This window comes from Gemmatimonadota bacterium (assembly GCA_026705765.1).
Lineage (GTDB): Bacteria > Latescibacterota > UBA2968 > UBA2968 > UBA2968 > VXRD01.
The window spans coordinates 13,418-33,445 of the sequence record JAPPAB010000074.1 but is presented as its reverse complement, the minus strand read 5'-3'; the positions used below and the strand labels follow the sequence as shown (position 1 = coordinate 33,445).

General features: G+C 52.3%; 17 protein-coding genes. 4 read left to right on the top strand and 13 right to left on the bottom strand.

Annotated elements, in window-relative coordinates; genetic code table 11:
• Together OXH16_09655 and OXH16_09650 are read right to left on the bottom strand one after the other, a co-directional pair.
• Window positions 1–2,892: leucine-rich repeat domain-containing protein (locus tag OXH16_09655; protein MCY3681652.1), on the bottom strand; the 2,892-nt coding region annotated here is incomplete at its 3' end.
• A gap of 608 nt (window positions 2,893–3,500) precedes the next feature.
• Window positions 3,501–3,944, bottom strand: a complete 444-nt coding sequence (locus OXH16_09650) for a hypothetical protein (protein ID MCY3681651.1) — start codon at window positions 3,942–3,944, stop codon at window positions 3,501–3,503.
• Window positions 3,945–4,416: 472 nt separating this feature from the next.
• On the opposite strand from OXH16_09650, the gene OXH16_09645 reads away from it, so the two are divergent.
• Window positions 4,417–5,802: an FAD-dependent oxidoreductase gene (locus tag OXH16_09645; GenBank protein ID MCY3681650.1), complete on the top strand. Its 1,386-nt coding sequence runs from the start codon at window positions 4,417–4,419 to the stop codon at window positions 5,800–5,802.
• Window positions 5,803–5,904: 102 nt separating this feature from the next.
• On the opposite strand, the gene OXH16_09640 is transcribed toward OXH16_09645, so the two are convergent.
• From OXH16_09640 to OXH16_09620, 5 genes are all read right to left on the bottom strand, one after another.
• Entirely contained in the window at window positions 5,905–6,177 is a 273-nt protein-coding gene (locus OXH16_09640; GenBank protein ID MCY3681649.1) for a hypothetical protein, read from the bottom strand.
• 24 nt (window positions 6,178–6,201) lie between these two features.
• The gene (locus tag OXH16_09635; protein MCY3681648.1) at window positions 6,202–8,073 is read right to left on the bottom strand and encodes a hypothetical protein; all 1,872 of its coding nucleotides are present in this window, start codon (window positions 8,071–8,073) and stop codon (window positions 6,202–6,204) included.
• A 97-nt stretch (window positions 8,074–8,170) separates the two neighbouring features.
• The gene (locus tag OXH16_09630; protein MCY3681647.1) at window positions 8,171–9,187 is read right to left on the bottom strand and encodes a phytanoyl-CoA dioxygenase family protein; all 1,017 of its coding nucleotides are present in this window, start codon (window positions 9,185–9,187) and stop codon (window positions 8,171–8,173) included.
• Between the two features lie 134 nt (window positions 9,188–9,321).
• Window positions 9,322–10,212 carry a class I SAM-dependent methyltransferase gene (locus OXH16_09625; GenBank protein MCY3681646.1) on the bottom strand — a complete coding sequence of 297 codons (891 nt, stop codon included), beginning with the start codon at window positions 10,210–10,212 and terminating at the stop codon, window positions 9,322–9,324.
• A gap of 90 nt (window positions 10,213–10,302) precedes the next feature.
• Window positions 10,303–11,319 carry a phytanoyl-CoA dioxygenase family protein gene (locus OXH16_09620; GenBank protein ID MCY3681645.1) on the bottom strand — a complete coding sequence of 339 codons (1,017 nt, stop codon included), beginning with the start codon at window positions 11,317–11,319 and terminating at the stop codon, window positions 10,303–10,305.
• Between the two features lie 205 nt (window positions 11,320–11,524).
• On the opposite strand from OXH16_09620, the gene OXH16_09615 reads away from it, so the two are divergent.
• On the top strand, window positions 11,525–12,424 hold the full coding sequence (locus tag OXH16_09615; GenBank protein MCY3681644.1) for a creatininase family protein: 900 nt from the start codon (window positions 11,525–11,527) through the stop codon (window positions 12,422–12,424).
• Window positions 12,425–12,433: 9 nt separating this feature from the next.
• The gene (locus OXH16_09610; protein MCY3681643.1) at window positions 12,434–13,549 is read left to right on the top strand and encodes a sialidase family protein; all 1,116 of its coding nucleotides are present in this window, start codon (window positions 12,434–12,436) and stop codon (window positions 13,547–13,549) included.
• Window positions 13,550–13,575: 26 nt separating this feature from the next.
• On the opposite strand, the gene OXH16_09605 is transcribed toward OXH16_09610, so the two are convergent.
• The 6 genes from OXH16_09605 to OXH16_09580 are packed head-to-tail and all read right to left on the bottom strand — an operon-like array spanning window position 13,576 to window position 19,260.
• Window positions 13,576–14,592 (bottom strand): Gfo/Idh/MocA family oxidoreductase, encoded by a 1,017-nt coding sequence (locus tag OXH16_09605; protein ID MCY3681642.1) that lies wholly within the window; start codon window positions 14,590–14,592, stop codon window positions 13,576–13,578.
• A complete protein-coding gene (locus OXH16_09600; GenBank protein MCY3681641.1) occupies window positions 14,579–15,706 on the bottom strand; it encodes a mandelate racemase/muconate lactonizing enzyme family protein in 1,128 nt (375 codons plus the stop codon). The genes OXH16_09605 and OXH16_09600 overlap by 14 nt, the downstream gene beginning before the upstream one ends.
• A gap of 30 nt (window positions 15,707–15,736) precedes the next feature.
• On the bottom strand, window positions 15,737–16,816 hold the full coding sequence (locus OXH16_09595; protein ID MCY3681640.1) for a family 43 glycosylhydrolase: 1,080 nt from the start codon (window positions 16,814–16,816) through the stop codon (window positions 15,737–15,739).
• A gap of 32 nt (window positions 16,817–16,848) precedes the next feature.
• Window positions 16,849–16,992 (bottom strand): hypothetical protein, encoded by a 144-nt coding sequence (locus tag OXH16_09590; GenBank protein MCY3681639.1) that lies wholly within the window; start codon window positions 16,990–16,992, stop codon window positions 16,849–16,851.
• 16 nt (window positions 16,993–17,008) lie between these two features.
• The gene (locus OXH16_09585; protein ID MCY3681638.1) at window positions 17,009–18,478 is read right to left on the bottom strand and encodes an arylsulfatase; all 1,470 of its coding nucleotides are present in this window, start codon (window positions 18,476–18,478) and stop codon (window positions 17,009–17,011) included.
• A 5-nt stretch (window positions 18,479–18,483) separates the two neighbouring features.
• Window positions 18,484–19,260 (bottom strand): aldo/keto reductase, encoded by a 777-nt coding sequence (locus OXH16_09580; protein MCY3681637.1) that lies wholly within the window; start codon window positions 19,258–19,260, stop codon window positions 18,484–18,486.
• A 257-nt stretch (window positions 19,261–19,517) separates the two neighbouring features.
• Between OXH16_09580 and OXH16_09575 the strand changes: the two genes are divergently transcribed.
• Window positions 19,518–20,027, top strand: a complete 510-nt coding sequence (locus OXH16_09575) for an HNH endonuclease (GenBank protein ID MCY3681636.1) — start codon at window positions 19,518–19,520, stop codon at window positions 20,025–20,027.
• Window position 20,028: the final 1 nt, after the last annotated feature.

Genomic DNA, 20,028 nt, shown 5'->3' with positions numbered 1-20,028 from the left:
TTCCCCCGCAACGAGTGGCACTGGAAACTCTCGCGACTGGACGGCCTGGGTGAGGTACGCCTTAGCCTCGCCTCCGCAGGACTTGATCCTCTTCCTGGGGATGCCCGCCAGCCATTCGGGGAAATCGGAAACGGACGGTGTACATAGCTCCGTGCCACTGGTCTGCAGCGACTTCAGATTCCCCAGATGCGTGATACTGGTCGGAAGGGCTCCGGCCAGGTTCGAGTTTGCAGAGAGGACCAACACGTTTAGCCGCGCCAACCCACTGAACTCCGGCGGTACAGAGCCTGACAGCGCGTTCCCGGAAATGTACAGTTTCTCCAAGCTGGCGAGACTGCCGAGTTCAGGTGGCAGCAAACCCGTCAACTCGTTCGCGGTGAGGTCGAGATGCTTTAGGCTGGACAGGTTGCCGAGTTCGGGAGGGATAGGCCCCGTAAGATCGTTCGAGGAGAAGTCCAGATACTCCAGGCTGGACAGGTTGCCGAGCTCTGGCGGGATAGAACCCGTGAATTCGTTGGCGCTTAGAACAAGACGCCGCAGGTGAGCGAGTTGGCCAAGTTCGGGCGGGATGGATCCTCTCAGGTTAGTCCCTCGAATCTCGAGGGACTCCAATTCTGTGAGCCTGCCAAGTTCAGGTGGAATTTTGCCCGAAAAGGCCGGCCCACTAACTGACAGATGCTTCAGACTGGTGAGGTTCCCTAATTCCACTGGAATTGAGCCTGTCATGCTGCACCCGAATAACTCCAGCACCTCCAGGTTGGCGAGGTCGCTCAGTTCCGGGGGAATCGTGCCGACTATCCTGCTATTGCCGCCTAAGTCCAGCTGTTTCAGGTTTTGGAGGCGCCCAAACTCGGGTGGTATTCGGCCAGACAGTCCATTGAAGAAGAGGTCCAGCGATTCCAGATCGTCGAGGCGAGCGAGTTCGCGCGGGACGGGGCCCGATAAGCTATTGAAACGGAGATTAAGGGCCTTCAGGTGAGTCAGGTTGGCAAGCTCTGGCGGGATCTCGCCTGTCAGGTTGTTGTTACTCAGGTCAAGCCCGATCACCCTTCCCGCATCGTCGGTCTCGACGCCGTGCCACAGGTGCAGCGGCCTTTCCGACAACCAGTTGTCATTGTGTTGCCAGTGCTGACCACCAGTAGTCAGGTAAAGCTTCTCAAGAACATCCCGGTCCAGCACTGGAGCGCACGTCGTCTCTGTGCCCTGATGCGTCTGAATCGTCTGCAGCCAATCCTGGAAGTAGGCTTCCGTCGGGTTGCACAGCCCCGTGCCGTCGTATTGCAGTGTCCTGATAGAGAGGTCAGCCAGGGAAGGTGGGAGGTTTCCGGACAGGCCAGCGTTGTCCGCGATGCGCAGATCGGTCAGGCGGTCCAGTCGGCCCAGATTCGGCGGCAGTGCTCCGGCAAGCCCGTTTTGGTTCAGGTCCAGAGCTATCACGCGGCCCTCAGAGTCGGTGCGGACTCCGTGCCATTCCTCAAGGACAGAGCCGTCGAGCCAACCGCTGGCGTTCGTCCAGTTAGGACCGCCTGCCGCCTCATACAAGGACTTCAACACCGCGGCATCGGATTCGGTGCAGAACGCCACCCGTTCGCTATTGAAGCCTTCGAGCCAGTCGGCGAAGTCCCGAGTCCCCGGCGCACATAGGCCATCGTTGTCGTCAATCCTCAACCACTCCAATGGGAGTTTTGTGAAATTGGAGGGTAATGACCCAGTCAAGGAATTATTCCAAAGCGCAAGGTGATCCAAGTTGGTGAGGTTGCCTATTTCGGGCGGAATCGGGCCCGAGAATTCGTTAGACCCCAATATCAGGTACTCCAGGTTGGTGAAGTTGCCTATTTCGGGCGGAATCGGGCCCGCCAAGTCGTTTCCCGTAAGCTCCAAGGCTCTCAATTCGCCAAGCTGAAACAACTCGAGCGGGATGGAACCTCGCAGACCTGCTTCGTATCGGGTCCGGATCACTCGCCCTTGTAGATCGAGATAACGCAGGTTCTTCAGTTTACCTATTTCGGGCGGGATAGAGCCACTGAGTCGGTTTCCACCAAGGTCCAGATGCTCCAGCCTGTCGAGGTTGCCAAGTTCTGGTGGGATCGGGCCTGCCAGCGATTGGTACCTCAGGTTTAGATAGGTCAGGTTCTTGAGTTTACTGAGTTCCGGCGGGATTGGGCCAGATAGTAGTCTATACGGAGGGTTGGCTCCCAGATTCAACCAGGTGAGATTTGTGAGGTTGAATAATTCGGGTGGGATGTTACCGGACAGATTGTTATCGTAGAGATTTAAATAGGTCAGGTTCTTGAAATTGCCGAGTTGGGGTGGGATCAAGCCTGTCAGATTGTTCCGCTCGAGGTTCAAGTAATTCAGGTTCGACAGGTTACCAAGTTCTGGTGGGATTGGCCCTGTCAGGTTGTTGTAGCGGAGAGACAGATATGTCAGGTTTTCGAGGTTGCTGAGTTCGAGAGGAATTGGGCCAGACAAGCCAAATCGCTCTTGGGTTCTTGTGTCGTTGTTCCACCTCCCAGCGAGACGAAGACGGACAACCCTTCCGGAACCGTCGGTATCCACCCCGTACCAGTCGTCCAGCGGCGCATCGGTCAGCCAGTTTGTGTTGTTCCTCCAGTTGGGGCCGTCCGTCGCGTTGTACAGTGCCACCAGCACGGCTCTGTCCGAAGTTTGTGGTGGCGTCTCACAGGTGGTGCCAAACACGTTGGCAAAGAGCAGAAAATCAGCGATGCCGATCTCACCATTGCCGTCCATATCCATAAGCGCGTTGTAATTGGCATCGCCTGAAGAGGTGCCAAACACGCCGGTAAAGAGCAGAAAATCAGCGATATTGACCATCCCGTTGTCGTCAAAATCACCGGGGCAGATGGCTGCTTGTTGCGTAAAGGAGAGCACTGCATTGGATACATCCAGATTTTGTCCTCCATCCGTACCATCCAGAGTGGCTGATCGGGTAAGTTCGTCCTGATCAGGTGTGATATCCCTGGGCGACCTGCCCTGTACAGAGATATGGCTCACATATACGAATAATGCAAGGATCGCTATCAACAATAGGCGATATTTTGATAAACTCCTACGTGTAAATATACGGTGAAACACCCTTTCCTCCCCTGAATGATTTATCTCCTGCCAGTTCCTTCACACGGCATATTTGCGCGGGGATAAACGGAGACGTATCGTGAATTTGAAGACCGTTTAAAAAAAGAATTTTTAATCTAAGTGCAAAAAGTATGCCAATGTGAGCGTTGTCCAGATAGATATACTCGTAAAAGATTGTTTTACATAAAGAAAAAGAGCCAATCTGACTATATCATATCGTCACAGAATAGTCGGATTGGCTCACCTGCAAGACCTATTACGGTCCCGCAAGACCTATTACGGTCCCAAAACTATATTACATCAGTGATATTCGACTTTGCGTAACATCAGTAAGTAAAATTTACAACCATTTATACTGATAGGGAAATTTGTATTTTGATATACGGTATAGCAAGCCGTTTTATTCAGCTATCAAGTCCTGATAGCGCAACCTGCTCATAGCAGGTATTTTGGCCTGGATATTGCTCCTCAATCATTTTCCAAAATTTCTTTCTTTGTCTCTCCTTGTTCTTAAGCTGGAGTAACGGCTGCAACCGATAGACAGATAGGAAACTCAGTCCTGGATCTGTGTCATCTATCTTCAAGATAAAATCTTTAATTTCCTCATCCAATTTGAGCAACCGTAGTATCAAGCGGGTTTTGGTTCTCGAAATGCCCACATGTTTGGCAAGTGCCATCTGAGAGTAAACGTGGCCCTTTTCAAGAAGCTCTTGATAATACAGGGCTTTTTTGAGATAGTTGGGATGGTGCAGTTTTTGAGTAACGAATTGTTTTTGTGGCTCATGGCCGATTGCGATAATAGGCTTCTTGTTTCTGCGGAAGTGATGGATGGGGAAGTGATCCCACACACAGAAAAGTTCAGTCGATGGAATGGTTGGGGAGCCAAGAATATCTTCTCGCTGAATTTTAATCTATCTGTTTCATTGCAAAAGAAAGTCCGTCAATCACCACCGATTGACGGGCTTTTTCTTATGTCTGATCGAGCATCATAACCACAATACTTTGTGGTTGCAGTTGGCCTACGAAAAGCTACATCAATCACAGGCTGAAACACAAAGCCCTAAACTCTCCACAGAAGCGATACTGTTGCCGAATTGGTCGAGAAGGATATGTGGTTGGAAAAATGGCTGTTTGTAGCCTGAATACAAGCTCTGTATGGACAGATTCGGAATTCGGCAACAGCATCCGAAGCGGGGTAACTCCACCATTAGCGATCATCATGGCAAGTTTGTATTGATCCATAAAAGGCAATGATTTATTATGAATCAAATCGGGATACTTATGTTGTGTGTCAGCAGAAGCAACAGGGAGACCGGGACAATGCCACGGCGAATTGCCATTGTTGGCGGAGGCGTTTCAGGGCTGGGTGCTGCATGGGCGCTCCATCATCATCCGGACCAATTTGATTTTCGGCTGTTTGAGGCCCAGGAACAGATTGGCGGCAATGCTATCACTGTCGATATGCCCCAAGATGACGGCAGTTTAATTCCTGTCGATGTCTCCGTAACCGCTTGTATCCCATCGGTCTATAACCACATCCTGTTATTGATGGAAAAGTTCGGCATCGGGTTGATCAACACCAGATTCAGCTACAGCGTGAAGTATGGAGACGGTGTTTACGCCCACGATTTCGATTCCGACATCAGGGAGCAACTGCAGTCCGAGATTGCGAAGTTCCAACGAGTCTTGAGGCGTCTGCATTGGTTTGGTTGGCTGAGCCGTTCCCAGTCCAGGTTGCTGAACGCCCTCAACCCGTTCAATTACATCAGCATGGGGACGGTCCTGAATCTGGGAAAATTTTCCGAGGATTTCAGGTACAAGATCCTGAAACCCATGTTCATCAATTTCGTGCTGGCAACAAACGTATTTGATCTGCCTGCAGCGCTCTTCTCGAGGTATCTCGAATTCTTCGATATCGAAACGGCTACGCCCATGTGGACATGGGACCAGGGAACACGGCGCATCTACGAGAACATGTCGGCCAACTTTCGGGACAAGATCTACCTCAACCGGCCTGTCTCAAAGGTGTATCGACAGGCGTCCTGCGTCGTGGTCGAGGACAAAGACGGTGTGCGGGAGACGTTTGACGAGGTGGTTTTCGCATGCAATGCGGACCAGACACTGAAGATCCTCGACAGACCCACCAGACTTGAACGCTATATTCTCTCGTCGATACGTTATGACAGCGAGAGCCATCAGCTTGCGGTCGTCCACTCGGACTCCTCAGTCCTTCCCGACAACAAAGTGAAGCCCCTGACAACGCGGAGCAATCATATCGAACAGTACGGCGCGAAGCCGGACAATTATGAAATCACGTACATCATGCACAACCAGCAACCGTGGGCTAATCGGTCTGACAAACCTTGCCTGGTGACCTACAACGCGATCACTCCCATCGATGAACGAAAGATTATCAAAAAGCAGCGGTTTCAGCACATTGTCCATGACGTGCGTCAGGTTGCATTGCTCGTCAACTTGTTCCGCTTCATTCAGGGAAAGAGACGAACATGGCACTGCGGCGCTCACACGTTGATCAATAGCCAGGAAACCTGCCTCATCACCGGACTTGCCGCTGCAAGACAGATCGGAACGGATTACCACTTCGACGATCCCGCAGCAAAGCGCTTATTCAACTACTACGGGCGCATCATGTATGGCTCGCGATTCAGGAGGGCGCCCAGGCTGAACGACAGAGGCTCATCTTAGGAGAATTATGGTGAAGTTACCTCGTTTCTATCTTCCATTCCCGGAAAAATGATTATTAAATGAGAATTATAGTTATTTTTTGGCAAATAGAAAGAAAAACAATTATAAAAAAACAATCGAAAAAATGCCGTGAGATTTCTTCTCGCGGCATTTTTCTAATCCCCAAATACGACCGTCGTCACCGACCTTTTCAGTGACACTCAGTCGCATAGAAGTTTCTACAGGGGTCAGCAAGATCAGGCGTTCATACACATCTGCATATGCGTCTATGCAATCTGCTTCATCGGGATAGGTTTCCAAAAATCGATATTTTACACCTGGCCACGTATGGCGATTGATCAGATCCTTAAATGTCAAGTGTCTTTTAGTATTCATGTTTATTGATCTCCTGGACTTGAATCAAAATTCCAACACCTTCTTCCGCTTACCCTTACTAATAGTAACGATACCACTATTGTAGTCGGCATTGAGGAAAGGGCTTTCAAAGACCTTCTTCGGGGCGTAGTTGACGGGCTTGCCGTTAATGCTGGGCGTTTTCTCAAAGCTGGTGTCGAACGTCAACAGGTCGCTGTAGATCGTGGTGTATCTAAGAATGGCTCCATCCATGCTCATCTCACAACCTTTTACCTTCGCTTTGAACGTATCGAAGCTATCGAGATCGCTCTTGGCCATAACCTCGAGAATGACGGGGGCGTATTCGCCCTTAAGCGCCAGGATCCTTCCGGGAGGTGTCTTACGTGTACTGCCATCCTCAGCCTTGACAGTGTATGAGCCATCCTTCCACGTGAAGCCGCCTCCATCGGACACGCGAATAGCTGCCCATGCGCCTTCTGCTTCCACAAATACCACACCATCTTCCTCAACTGGTGCGCTCAAGCCTTTTTCCGACATCCAGACGTTCATCTCGGCGCCACCCTTGTGGTACTTGAGCTTCTGTGTGATCAGGCTACCCTTGCTTTGGACGGACCACTGAGCATTGAGAACGACCTTGTTGTCCTCGGGACGCACAAGAGGAACGATGCGGGCATCGTCTTCGCCAGCAAAGATCACACCCTGCCAACGATTCTGTGCGCTGATCGCGACCCAATCGGACAGCGGTCGCGCCTCGGTCATTGGGGTACCCAGGATGAAGGCAGGGTCACAGAAACTGTAGCGCAGAATGCCACCACCGTCGGTTCGCAATTGATTCGGCGCTTTGCTCGCAACTGCCACCATGGGAAACGAATGGCCTTGTTTCCCGAGACCCTGTGTACGCTGTCGCACTTCGTAGCGGCCGCGTCCCTTTACGTCGGACGCGATATCGGCCACTACGGTCGGGGGGCGGTAAGCGCTGAGTGCGGCGTTGACGTCATGACCATTGACCGTTGGTTGCTTGCCGATGGAGAAGTAGAACCAGGCCAACGGAGCGTTTCCGTGATCCCGGTTCTGGTAGAACGCTTTCTCCCCCTTTCTGCGTGACCCGCCGCCACCCATATGCCCACCGATCTGCTCTTGCGCCCAGTAAGCAAAGTAGAGATCGAGAAACATCCCGGCCGAGCGCTGTACTGGTGGATCACCGAAGTCGTAGAAGTTATAGAATCCTCTGATCAGCGTGGCGTTATATCCATCGCTCATCATTTCGATACACAGGCTCTTGCGGGCCCGTTCACGGCAGTAAGCGATGAAGTACTCGTTCCAGGCGCGGTAGTGATCCTCGGCCATGGCGCCGTCATCAAACTTGAGGTTCCTATATTCGGGCAGATTCCTGGCGAGCTTGGAGAAGTGCCAATTCACCGTGAAGTCCATGGCATGATGGTTCTCGGACCCGTAAATGTGCCAGGTCTGCGAGTCCTTGACCTCCGCCTTGCTTAACCACGAGCACATTTTGGCATAGAGCCAGACCGGTTTGAGCGCGAGGGCCTCGGTCTCTTTGGTGATGCGGCCAGGATGCTCCGTCCCGTTGGTACCGTACATCTCGATCAGCCGCATCACGATCTCCGCATGCCAGTGGAAACTGTCGCGGTCATTGATGTCCTTTGGGTTATCGAGGTAGTGCTGGGCATTTTCGGCCAATGCGGCATTCGCCTCATCCAGCATCTCGCCAAGGTAGAGACAACGTGCGGCAAACGCCATGATGGAATAGGAGTAGGCTCGGACGTAGTTACCGCGCCCCGGGCCGAGAGGTTTCTGCTTCTTGGCGCGCACCAGGGGATTGCCCGATTCTGCGCGGAACATCGCGTCCACCCGTTTCTCAAATCCAGCCAGGATGGCTTCCGGGGTTTGCTTCTTCATCGACACAACTCCTTTCTATACAGGGAATCAATGAAAACGCCGTGAGAAAAAATCTCACGGCATTATTCTATTTTCGCTATCATTTGGCCAAAAAGTTCTAGCCGGCACTCAGCATCGCCCTGGTCTCGTCCGTCAGCCGGATGTGCGGCGGCGACATACCCGGCAGCAACACACCCGGGTCACTCTCCACACACGCCAGCGGATGGAGCTGTGTAAGCGCAGGGTTCGCGGAGTAGTCTTTGTCCTCACGGGGATCGTTAAACCAGCACGGCGAAAACTCCAGGATCCGCTTCTGCCGCTCAGTGAGTTCGGGGTCGTTGGTGTCGTACGCGGCGTCGCCGTGGTGCATGCCGAAAGGAACATACTTGTAGAAAAGGGTGCGGCGCTCGCCGCTCCCTGCCCACGGAATCGTGCCATGTTTGAGCTTCTCAGTGAACAAAATGCAGTCCCCAGCCTTCGCCTCAACGCGGTGCACCGGCACATCGTCATCCCAGTTCGGCAGTTGCGACGTCCACTCCGTGTCGCACCAGTTCCGCCGCCAGTCGCCGTCGATGTCCATCAGCTTCTGCTCATTGGCCGGCTTGTGTGTGCCAATAACACACCCAAAGCCCCCGTCATCTGGTCCGACTGTCTTGAGTTCATACACACACGTGATATGAAAGGCACCTGGGCCGCCGTGGAGTGTCCCGCCTTTGTCCTCGCCGTCTGTCGGTTTCCGACCAGGTTTGTAATGTATATTGTCGTGATCCAACCGGAACAAGGGGCGAAGATCTTCCGGCATATGTGCTGGGGCATGGCCCCACGCTGGGTCGCCGAGAATCTCTTCAAGGATGGGCAGCATGATCTCGTTGTCGATCAGGTCCCTGTACGCCTTGCTCCAGAGCCTTCTCCCCACGTAGGTGTTGCCGTGCCGATCCGTTGTCTGGCGTGTGCCTCGCCCCCGGATGCTTTTGCGCTTCTGTGCGTCGGTGCCGTCCGTGGACTGCGTCTCCTCCCGCTCGTGGATATGCTGATCATAGACTTGATTGAGCTCGTCCAACTGCTGTTGATTGAGCACATCGGGCACGACGACATAGCCTTGTCGTGCGAACGTATCACGCATCGCATCGTCCATCTTCTAATCTCCTCTATGTGTAGAAACTACAAGGGACATTTCTTGCGCATGAATGGCCGGTAAGAAGGCGTTTTCGGCAGTCGTTGTCAAGTGCTTTTGTCGTACTTGCGAATGGCAACAACGAGAGGATAAAGCTATTGCTTCTTCTTACAGACCATATAGAATCCGTTGGGCAGAGCGTGAAAACAATTCTGATGCCATCGATCATGATTTTTGGTCGGCTCTTCCCAAACGTGAAGGATCTCAAATCCAGCATCAATCATCGCCATCAGGTAGTCAGAAACAGTCCACTGAAAAATGTACTGAACATTCTCGGCATCCCTGGTCTCTTCGTCTTCAGGATCCACAAATTCTGTCGCCGCTCCTGTCTCCGGGTTATACAAGTATTGGTGAGGCCCACGATCGAAGTAAAAAAAGTCTGCTTCGGGAGTGTTGCCCCCCTCTTTGCCAACCATCGCATCTTCACCTATAAAGTATTCACAGTTGCTCCACATTTGCCGCACGGGATGAACCTCGCCTACCACAAACAGTCCACCTGGGGTCAGCAACCGACTTGCCTCTGCGTAGTATTGCCAGAGATCCGAAATCCAGATGGCCACAACGCCTACGCTACACGCGAAGTGATATCCTCCGTCGGGCAACGTCGGGAGGTCCGAAATGTCGCCCTGGTGGAAGGTGATTTCAAGGCCAAGGTCCTTTGCCCTTTCGGCGGCGATTTCCAATTGTCGCTCGGAAATATCGACTGACGTGACTGTTGCCCCCATTGATGCCAGGGCGAAGGCGGCGAAATTGTCCCCACTGCCCAAGACAACCGCGTTTTTTCCCTCCAGGGATCCAAGATGTTGAGCGATGTGCTCAACTCCCTGCTCAGTCAATGCATTCTCCCTCCAATATTCGAGTGCTTTTTCAACCCGCTCTGGTACCAGATGACCGCGATGCCAAGGGCCTTTTGAGTCTCTGCGTGCCTTCCACCGTGGTGCAGCTACATTCCATTTCGTATGATTTGACTCGTGCATCTTATTCATTTTACAGACTCCTTTAAACCAAAAACCGCAGGCATTCAAATTGAATACCCACGGTTTCGAAACAAAAAGGCTGTTTTATGTTTCGAATCTTTAGTTGCCACTCAGCATTGCCCTGGTCTCGTCCGTCAGCCGGATGTGCGGCGGCGACATGCCCGGCAGCAACACACTCGGATCGCTCTCCACACACGCCTGCGGATGGAGCTGTGTAAGCGCAGGGTTCGCGGAATAGTCTTTGTCCTCACGGGGATCGTTAAACCAGCACGGCGAGAACTCCAGGATCCGTCTCTGCCGCTCAGTGAGTTCGGGGTCGTTGGTGTCGTACGCGACATCGCCGTGGTGCATGCCGAAAGGAACATACTTGTAGAAGAGGGTGCGGCGCTCGCCGCTCCCTGCCCACGGAATCGTGCCATGTTTGAGCTTCTCAGTGAACAAAATGCAGTCCCCAGCCTTCGCCTCAACGCGGTGCACCGGCACATCGTCATCCCAGTTCGGCAGTTGCGACGTCCACTCCGTGTCGCACCAGTTCCGCCGCCAGTCGCCGTCGATGTCCATCAGCTTCTGCTCATTGGCCGGCTTGTGTGTGCCAATAACACACCCAAAGCCCCCGTCATCTGGTCCGACTGTCTTGAGTTCATACACACACGTGATATGAAAGGCACCTGGGCCGCCGTGGAGTGTCCCGCCTTTGTCCTCGCCGTCTGTCGGTTTCCGACCAGGTTTGTAATGTATATTGTCGTGATCCAACCGGAACAAGGGGCGAAGATCTTCCGGCATATGTGCTGGGGCATGGCCCCACGCTGGGTCGCCGAGAATCTCTTCAAGGATGGGCAGCATGATCTCGTTGTCGATCAGGTCCCTGTACGCCTTGCTCCAGAGCCTTCTCCCCACGTAGGTGTTGCCGTGCCGATCCGTTGTCTGGCGTGTGCCTCGCCCCCGGATGCTTTTGCGCTTCTGTGCGTCGGTGCCGTCCGTGGACTGCGTCTCCTCCCGCTCGTGGATATGCTGATCATAGACTTGATTGAGCTCGTCCAACTGCTGTTGATTGAGCACATCGGGCACGACGACATAGCCTTGTCGTGCGAACGTTTCACGCATCGCGTCGTCCATCTTCTAATCTCCTCTATGTGTAGAAACTAAAAGGGCCATTTCTTGCGCATGGATGGCTGGTAAAAAGGCGTTTTCGGCAGTCGTTGTCAAGTGCTTTTGTCGTACTTGCGGATGTATGAGAATAATCGTAGCCTTTTTTTATTTATAGCCTAAATTTCATCCGGCCTTTTACCTCATTCTACATTCAACACAAGGAGCCTGAACTATGGAACGCAGAGAAGTCCGCTGGGAACGCATGTTTCCCGATGAACTGGAAGCTGCTTTTGAGGATTGTCCAGTAGTGTATTTGCCCTATGGCCTGTGTGAACCCCATGGCCCGGTGAACGCCTTGGGCCTGGACGCGCTGCGTGCCCATGGGGTGGTGTGCCAGGCCGCCCGGTCATTCGGAGGCATTGTAGCCCCGCCCGAATACTGGCACTGCCACGAATCCGGAGGCTACGGAACCTGGGCACACGAACGAGTGGGTAACGTCCGCCCCTGGTTTACAGCAGTACCACCGTGGATCTTTTTAAAAAATCTCTGCTATCACATCCGCGCTGTCGATGCCCTGGGATTTCACGTAGCCGTGCTCTTCTCGGGACACTCGGGACCACACCGTCTGGACGTACCCGTTGTACTTGAAATCCTCCAGCAGCACGTTTCCGTCCGCCTCTATTCTCTTATGAGTCTGGGAGCCGATCAATCCCGATTCAAAGATGACCGGGGCATGGGCGGCCACGCGGGAAGAGGAGAAACATCGCTGCTGTGGGCCGTGGCCCCGGACTGCGTAGATCTATCCCGCCTCCCCGGACCGGACGAGCCAGGACCTCATTTCGCCCAGGGCGATTATGTAGATACATCCAGCCGGAGAGCGGGAGAAGAAATGGCGGCTGATACGGCGGCACATATCTCGGAAAAAGCAAAAGAACTCCTGACGGAATACGAGCGGCTAAAACTCGATCACACCCCGCTGACCTATGGACAGATCGAGCATATCTGGGAAGAGGAGATCCGCCCCCGGATGAAAAATTTCGCTTCTATGCAGAGCGGAGATAAAGCACCCCCAGAAGACTCTCGCTGGTATGCCAACTGGCGGATACCGAACCTGGAATTTGAACGCGAATAGAGGAGATAGATGATGCAGAATTATCGAGGAGATGTTACGGACCTGCGCGTAGTTCGCCGAGTTGAGCAGCATCCGCAGGCCTGGCGCGTGTGGCAACCGGTCATTATTCCAGGGCAGAAGAAAAGGCATCTCATTGTGGCCTTCGGAGCGATGGTCAACGGCAAGAAAGACATGGGAGACATTCTCGCGACGCTCTCAACCGACGATGGAGATACCTGGGAGGAACCCGTGATGATATTCGATCATCGCCAGCATCAGGGTATGGTGCAATTTGCCTACGCGAATCCAGTCCTTTACCGCGCTCCCGGACAGGACGTAATCTGGTGCTTTGCGATGCGCTGTCCAATAGCCCAGAAGAACAGCGAAGAATCTCAACTGGTCGGTGCATTCACCGCAGATGGCGGTTATTCCTGGACACAAGTAGAAATGGCGATGCACTATGCAGGGCCGCTGATTACATGCTCAATCATCGTGACCACGGAGACCGACTCGGGACACAAGTTTCTGCTGCCAGCCCACCGCAACACGCTACAAGAAGACCCACGCGGTTCGCGTGACCACTTCGTTCTCAGCAGTACCAGCCTGCTGGAGTGGAAGCTCGAAGCATATATTCCCCAACCCATCAATGCCCGTGTTTTCCTGCATGAGGGAAATATCGCGCCGGGAGAAACACCAGAGGAACTGTGGATTGTCATGCGAACTGCCGATTACGACGAAACCGATCGCACGACGGACCCTCCCACAGCCTATTCGAGCGTGAGCCGTGACGGTGGCCGTACCTGGAGTGTCGCCAAACCCGAACCCGACCTGCACAACGCCAAGTCAAAAGCTTTCTTTGGCCGGTCCTCGAATGGCACGCATATCTATGTGTACAGCGATGGACCTCCCCAAAGAGTAAAAGCACCGGGATTTCCCAATGGAGGTCGGACCTCTCTGCGGTACAAAACAAAAAATCCCGGAGACACCTGGAGCGAAGAGAAAACCTTCTACGATGCCGGGATTAAAAACTCTTATCCCACACTTATTGAAATTGCACCGGGTGACTTCCGTTGCGTGTGGGACAGCGGCACACCAGATACGCCGCGTACTCATATTCATTTTGGCAAGTTGCGAATTTCACCATAATTCGCGTTATAGTTTTGCCTGTTTGCCTAATAGTCCACCGCAACGCGATTCCCCGTAACAATAGATTCCTGAATAGCCATCGCGACGGCTGTTGCAATCAGTCCGTCTTCCGGTGTTGCAGCTACGGGAGCACCTCTCCGGACTGCGTTGAAAAATGCACGCATATTGTACTCCATCAGGGTCGTTCGCTCAGGCGCGTGAAACGTCTCGACTGTAGATTCTTTGGCCTCCCTCAAGGCCCATTCCAGCGTATCCGGTAGCCATTGCGTGCCAGTTATGCGTGCCAATCCGTTCTCTGTCCAAATATCCAGAAGATGTCCGCCATCAGCACAAGCAGCACCAATGCCACCACAAGTCAGCGAAGCGGAGGCCCCAGATTCAAACTCAATGACTGCTGCGGCCGCATCCGGCATTGGGCTACCTCTGAAGGATCCCCCAAAAGAGAATACGGATTTGGGCTTGCCCAGTAAAAAAGCCAGCGTATCGAAAAGATGTACATAGCACTCATTGATAAGCCCATTGTGGTTTTCCGGATCCCAGTGTTTTGATTCCGGAGGAGGGCACCACCCCACCATCAGATTGCCATTCGCCATCCACCCTTTTCCGAGGTCGCCTTTCAGGAGTTCTCGCAACCGCACCATTGCAGGCATACAACGGATCGGAAATTCGACCTGACAGGGCAAATCAAAACTGTTGCACAAGTCAACCAACGCTCTTCCACTTTCCACAGTCCCTGCCCAGGGCTTCTCGATTAGCATTGGGATGCCCCTGTTGCCAGCCGATTCGATCAGCGCTCTGCGATGTTTGGGCGTCACAGCAAGTGCGACCGCGTCCAACGATTCGGCATCCATCATCTGGTCTGCATCTTCGTAAAGCCTGAGATCATTTTCCTTCTCATAAGCTCTATAACCACCTATACTGTCCAATCGAGCGGGCATATTCTCAGCCGCTGCCACAACGTGGGCACCCTCGATTCTCTTCGCAGTTTCTACTATCCATTGACCAAGACCAAGACCAACAACGCCAAGCCTAATAGATGTCATATTGTCCTCCTTCAAATGCCGAATCGGAGACGCCATAAGGTTCGAGTTTAGACCAGTCGAATTCTACGCCAATTCCCGGATCATCAGGCGCAATCGCCCGGTGGTTTTCGATCTTCAACGGACGCTTCGTGTACTCGTCGATTGGAAAGCTGTGGTACTCCATCCAACCTGCATTGGGTTGCGCAGAAACCAGACTGACGTGCAACTCCTGCATGCCATGAGAGCATATTGGAACTTCGTACTCACGCGACAATTCGGCAACCTTTAGCCAGCCGGTAATCCCCATACAATTGGAAGCATCAGGCTGAATATAAGAGAGCTTAGCCTGTTCAAAAGCGTAGCCAAATTCATGTATCGTATGAAGGTTCTCGCCCATCGATAGAGGCACTCCCGTAGCATCGGCAATCTCGGCATAACCCAGATAGTCATCTGGAAGCGTAGGCTCCTCAAACCACAGGATATCGAACGCCTTAAATCGGTTAGCCGCCTCAATAGCGTACTGGACACTCATCGAGTAGTTTGCATCGACCATGAAAGCAATATCTGGACCAATAAGCTTTCGAACTGCCCGGACCCGATCTACATCCTCATCCAGAGTGGGTTGCCCAACCTTGATCTTGACCCCATTGAAACCCTTATCGAGATAGCGACGGATGTTATCGAGGAGTTTCGGGAGAGGAAAATTCAGATCAATACCTCCACCATAGGCTTTGCAACTCGCACCCGCCCCACCCGAAACTTTCCACAAGGGCAGGTCCTTGCGTTTGCAGCGGATATCCCAAAGAGCGATGTCGATCGCCGATATCGCAAATGACGAAACCCCGCCACGACCGACGTAATGAATATACCATTCGCACCAATCGTTGATCTCTTCCACATCCGCCCCATTCCTGGCAATCAACCTGGGAGCCAGATCCGCGTCGATCATAGCTTTAATCGACCTGCCACCGCGACCACCGGTATAAGTGTACCCGGTTCCCTCGTACCCATCCTTCAGTGTTATCGTCACGGTAATCAACTCGAAGTGACTATGGTCGCCATGCTTGGCATCGACCAGCACCTCCGCCAATGGCACTTCGAACAGCCGCGTTCTTATCTTAACGATTTCGCTCATATCATCATAAATTACAGCTTCAAAATTCTATCATCCCAGCAACGCCTCTGGTGGCACATTGAACCTTTCTGGATTAATCATCACATCGCGGATCGTGCTGTAGTGCTGGAAATAAGACCAGGCAAGCTGTTTTTCCCGTCCTCTTTCCAGATCACAATCGAAGCGCACCAGAAAATTCCAGTCGGACCGTCCGTAATGACACAGCCCCCAGCTAAACCCCTTGCCATCTTTTGTATCCGTAAATTTATCGGGAATATAAGCCCCTCCTGCAGGTGGAATATCTTCCAGCGTTGCCATCACCTCAAAGTTCAAGCCATCCTCCGCGTATTGAATTGATCCCTTCTCAGGACCCGCCCAATCAACCATTGCAGCCACACCTGTTTTCCAGGGCCAAACCCAGACCTCGTGCCCGCTATTTGTAATTGGATTCAGCGGATGTTTCTCATAAGGGCCCTCAGGGTGATCAGCAATCGCCACGCCCCACTTCGAATCGGCAAACATGATATCTCCGACTCCATGCCCTTTGTAATATAGCCAGTACTTGCCATCGCGCACCAAAAGCCCCGGATCGTGAACTGCAGCACTATCCCACGACCCTTTTTTAATAACTTTCCGTTTATGCACCTGATCGAGATCTGGCACCTCAAATTTTCCATCAGGAGCGGTTTCCAAGACTGGCTCAGGCAACTTCTCCCACGGCCCATCCGGAGAGTCTGCCTTTGCCATGCCCACTACGTTGATACCCAAACCGCGTTCGGGCATGGTCTCGGCCTGATAAACCAGATAGTATCTGCCATCGGCGACGAGAATATTACATGTAAACACACTGTAATCATCCCAGGCACCTGCCGGACCACGCTCCACGGCTGGACCAAGCTCTGTCCATACATACCCATCGGGACTCGTCGCATACCACAAGTCTGCGTTCAACCATTTATATCTCGTATCAGTGCAATGTGTGTACCAGACGTAATAAAGATCGCCAACCTTGATAATCGAACTCGGATCTCTTCGCCCAACACCAGGCTCGTAACCAAGCCCTTCGACAGGAGAATAACGAAAACGCGTATATAACTCATTCTCACTATCATCACACCGATGCCGTTTCATTGCTACACTTAGTGGCTTCTCTATTCCATCAGTCATTTCTCTATTGTCTTCCATGTTCGTTGCAAAAACCGATCCACCTGAATCATTGTCACATCAAACCACGGCAGCCAATTCCACGTACCGTGAATCCCACCTGTAAGTGTTAGAGCCTCATTTGGCACACCAAGGTCATTCATACGTTCTCGAATGGTATCAAACGTTCGGACTGAATTTTCTCAAAAAAACAAAATAGGTTACAGCTTTGAATAGACACCTTACATCCATCTTTACAATTCCGCACCGTTTTATCCCTACCCCAGATAATCCACCTCCACATCCCCAATCGTCAAATTGCTTGAAAACGCCACGCGACCTATGTCTTCGAGCTCGAACCAAATCTCCAGATTGCCGTCCCCCGCTTCGAGTTCGAATTGTCCTGTATTCTCTCTTCATCTGCGCTACAAGATCGGGCATCAGGCCACTGAGCTCTTTCTCTTCGCCAGGATCATCTTCGAGATCGTATAGCTCCATCACGGGGTCTGTCGAAGAAGCCTCAAAATCCCATTGTCCACCGGTACCGGGATAACCCAACCACTTGTAGCGCTGGGTAATCGCCGTACAGTTGTGGTACTGTCGCGGGCGGCTCCCCCGGTGTGTCTGAATGAAAAGGGTACGATCAAGCCATGCCGCTTCACGACCTCGCATCAGGGGCGTCAGATCCACGCCATCCATCCTGAGATCAGAGGGGAAATCCACGTTACAAAGCGACAACAAAGTGGGCAGAACATCGATATGTGAGGCAATCTTGTCGGTCTTGAAACCAGCCGGCAACCCTTTCGGCCACCGCATAAAATATGGAACGCGAATCCCGCCTTCGTACACGTCTCCTTTTGTGGATCTGAATCCAGCATTGTACCTGCCGCCCGCGGGACCGTGGTCGGATGTAAAGATGATGATTGTATCCTCATCCAGACCGAGACGTTCCAGCAGTTCCATGAGTCGTCCAATATTGTCATCGATATTCTCGACCATCCCATAGATTCGTGCGACGCTGTCATCCAGACCCATCTCGCGATAGGGATCCGCATATTCGTCACTGATCTCGAGAGGATCGTGCGGCGCGTTCGTCGGAATATAGATGAAAAAGGGCGCGCTTTGATGCTCCTCGATAAACGCGAGGGCATCGTCAAAGAAGACATCCGTACAGTACCCTTTCCCCTGGAACTCTTCACCTTCTCGCCACAGAAATGAGTCAAAGTAGCTATTTGGCCTTACGGGGGCTTGCCCAATCCCGCCTCCTTTGTGCCACACGGCTTTCTCAAATCCCTGGTCCATGGGCCTCATTGGGTAATTGTCACCGAGATGCCACTTCCCAAAAATCCCGGTGCGGTACCCGGCATCTCGAAACAGCTCGGCGGCAGTGACCTCATCGCCCGACATTAATGCACCCCCTCGGGACGTGTGTAGGATTCCGGTTCGATAGAAATACCGCCCCGTCATCAATGCGGCTCGAGAAGGCGAACACAGCGGATGCCCGTAGAAACGGTCAAACGCCACCCCTTCATTGGCCAACCGATCCATATATGGCGTCCTGACTTGGTCATTCCCGTGTACCCCCACAGTTCCGTACCCCTGATCGTCCGTAATGATAAGAACGACATTGGGCCTGTTTTTCTCATCCATTTCGTTTACCCCGCTATGCGGTCAATGGATCGCATCTCGCTTTCGGATAAGGACCAGTCAAAAACATCGAGATTCGCCTGGAGATGTGCTCGAGAACTCGCTTTGGGAATAACGATCATGCCTTTTTGCAGCAGCCACTTGAGGGCGACATGTGCAGAGGTCTTATCGTGGATACGGGCGATGTTCAGCAACACGGGATCCCGAAGAATATCCTTCTTCCCCAGAGGGGAATACGCAGTCACCACCACATCGTTTTCCAGGCACCATTGCAGAACATCTCGCTGTTCGTAGCCCGGATGGTATTTGATCTGATTGACACTGATAGGTGCTGCGGAGAGCGCACGAGCGCGCTCCATTTGTTCGACCGAAAAGTTGCTAACCCCAATACTTCGCGCTTTTCCCGCATCGAAAATCTCGTTAAAAGCGCGAATAGTGCCTTCCATAGGCACGGTCTCGTTGGGCCAGTGAACGAGCAACAGATCCACATAGTCCATCTGGAGATATTCGAGAATCTCATCGGCCTGTTTTAACGCGACGTCATATTGCAGATAATCTCTACCGACTTTGGAGGTTATAAAAAGTTTTGAGCGATCAGCACCGACCTCCCGCAGGGCTTCGCCTATTTCGCGCTGATTCTGGTAGATCCAGGCTGTATCGAAGTGCGTATAGCCCAATTCGAGAGCCTGTTTGATAACCTCTTTACATTGATCACCTCTCATCGGCCAGGTACCGAGACCGACAACGGGCATTGTATGGCCCGAAAGCAATTTTAGGGATTTCATTGTTTATCCTTATTAGAAAATTAAGTCTCACTCATACCGCAGCGATTCAACGGGATTGGCCATGGCAACCTTGATCGCTATGATACTTAAACACAGGATGCTCCTGTTCAGAAGTAAGTGCGAATTATTATAATAAATTCAGATACACTATCCAATCTTTACTTTGGGGCACAATCTATTCTTTCTATGGACTTGCAATTTATTACAACCTATATTTGGACTGTGAGCTTGCTATTGATCTGTGAGGATTAAAAACGATGAACAACAAAAGGCATCTATCATCGCCGCAAATGCGTCTGTCGTTTGAAGAAGAACAAAAAGTTCGGCGCGAAGACCATATCACCGTGCGATGTATGCAATGTGGCAAGCGCTTTGCTCAGCCGCGCTGGTATATTGAAAAGGGCATGCGCTCCCAATTTTGCAGCAACGGGTGCAGAACCCATTGGGAATCTGACGAGGACTTTGAACTCGTGCTGGAAGGCCGCCCGGAGTATCGCGGAGGAAATTGGAAAATTCAAGCGGACAAGGCGCGCGCGCGCGATGGGTTTTGTTGCGCCTCTTGCGGGATTACAGAAGACACGCTCGGACGACAGATGGATGTACATCACAAAATACCGTACCGGCTTTTCGACTCGCCACAAGAGGCCAATAAACTGAGCAACCTGATCAGTCTATGCCCTTCATGCCACAAGAAGATAGAGGGTGCTGGACGGGCAGATATGCCATTATTTGATCGCGTCAAACACCGATCACAACGGTCCCAATAAA

Bases quoted from the DNA above. Each gene is read 5' to 3' on its own strand.
- OXH16_09645 (MCY3681650.1), top strand. From the start codon at position 4,417: ATGCCACGGCGAATTGCCATTGTTGGCGGAGGCGTTTCAGGGCTGGGT.
- OXH16_09640 (MCY3681649.1), bottom strand. From the start codon at position 6,177: ATGAATACTAAAAGACACTTGACATTTAAGGATCTGATCAATCGCCAT.
- OXH16_09635 (MCY3681648.1), bottom strand. From the start codon at position 8,073: ATGAAGAAGCAAACCCCGGAAGCCATCCTGGCTGGATTTGAGAAACGG.
- OXH16_09630 (MCY3681647.1), bottom strand. From the start codon at position 9,187: ATGGACGATGCGATGCGTGATACGTTCGCACGACAAGGCTATGTCGTC.
- OXH16_09625 (MCY3681646.1), bottom strand. From the start codon at position 10,212: ATGAATAAGATGCACGAGTCAAATCATACGAAATGGAATGTAGCTGCA.
- OXH16_09620 (MCY3681645.1), bottom strand. From the start codon at position 11,319: ATGGACGACGCGATGCGTGAAACGTTCGCACGACAAGGCTATGTCGTC.
- OXH16_09615 (MCY3681644.1), top strand. From the start codon at position 11,525: ATGGAACGCAGAGAAGTCCGCTGGGAACGCATGTTTCCCGATGAACTG.
- OXH16_09610 (MCY3681643.1), top strand. From the start codon at position 12,434: ATGATGCAGAATTATCGAGGAGATGTTACGGACCTGCGCGTAGTTCGC.
- OXH16_09605 (MCY3681642.1), bottom strand. From the start codon at position 14,592: ATGACATCTATTAGGCTTGGCGTTGTTGGTCTTGGTCTTGGTCAATGG.
- OXH16_09600 (MCY3681641.1), bottom strand. From the start codon at position 15,706: ATGAGCGAAATCGTTAAGATAAGAACGCGGCTGTTCGAAGTGCCATTG.
- OXH16_09595 (MCY3681640.1), bottom strand. From the start codon at position 16,816: ATGAAACGGCATCGGTGTGATGATAGTGAGAATGAGTTATATACGCGT.
- OXH16_09590 (MCY3681639.1), bottom strand. From the start codon at position 16,992: ATGAATGACCTTGGTGTGCCAAATGAGGCTCTAACACTTACAGGTGGG.
- OXH16_09585 (MCY3681638.1), bottom strand. From the start codon at position 18,478: ATGGATGAGAAAAACAGGCCCAATGTCGTTCTTATCATTACGGACGAT.
- OXH16_09580 (MCY3681637.1), bottom strand. From the start codon at position 19,260: ATGAAATCCCTAAAATTGCTTTCGGGCCATACAATGCCCGTTGTCGGT.
- OXH16_09575 (MCY3681636.1), top strand. From the start codon at position 19,518: ATGAACAACAAAAGGCATCTATCATCGCCGCAAATGCGTCTGTCGTTT.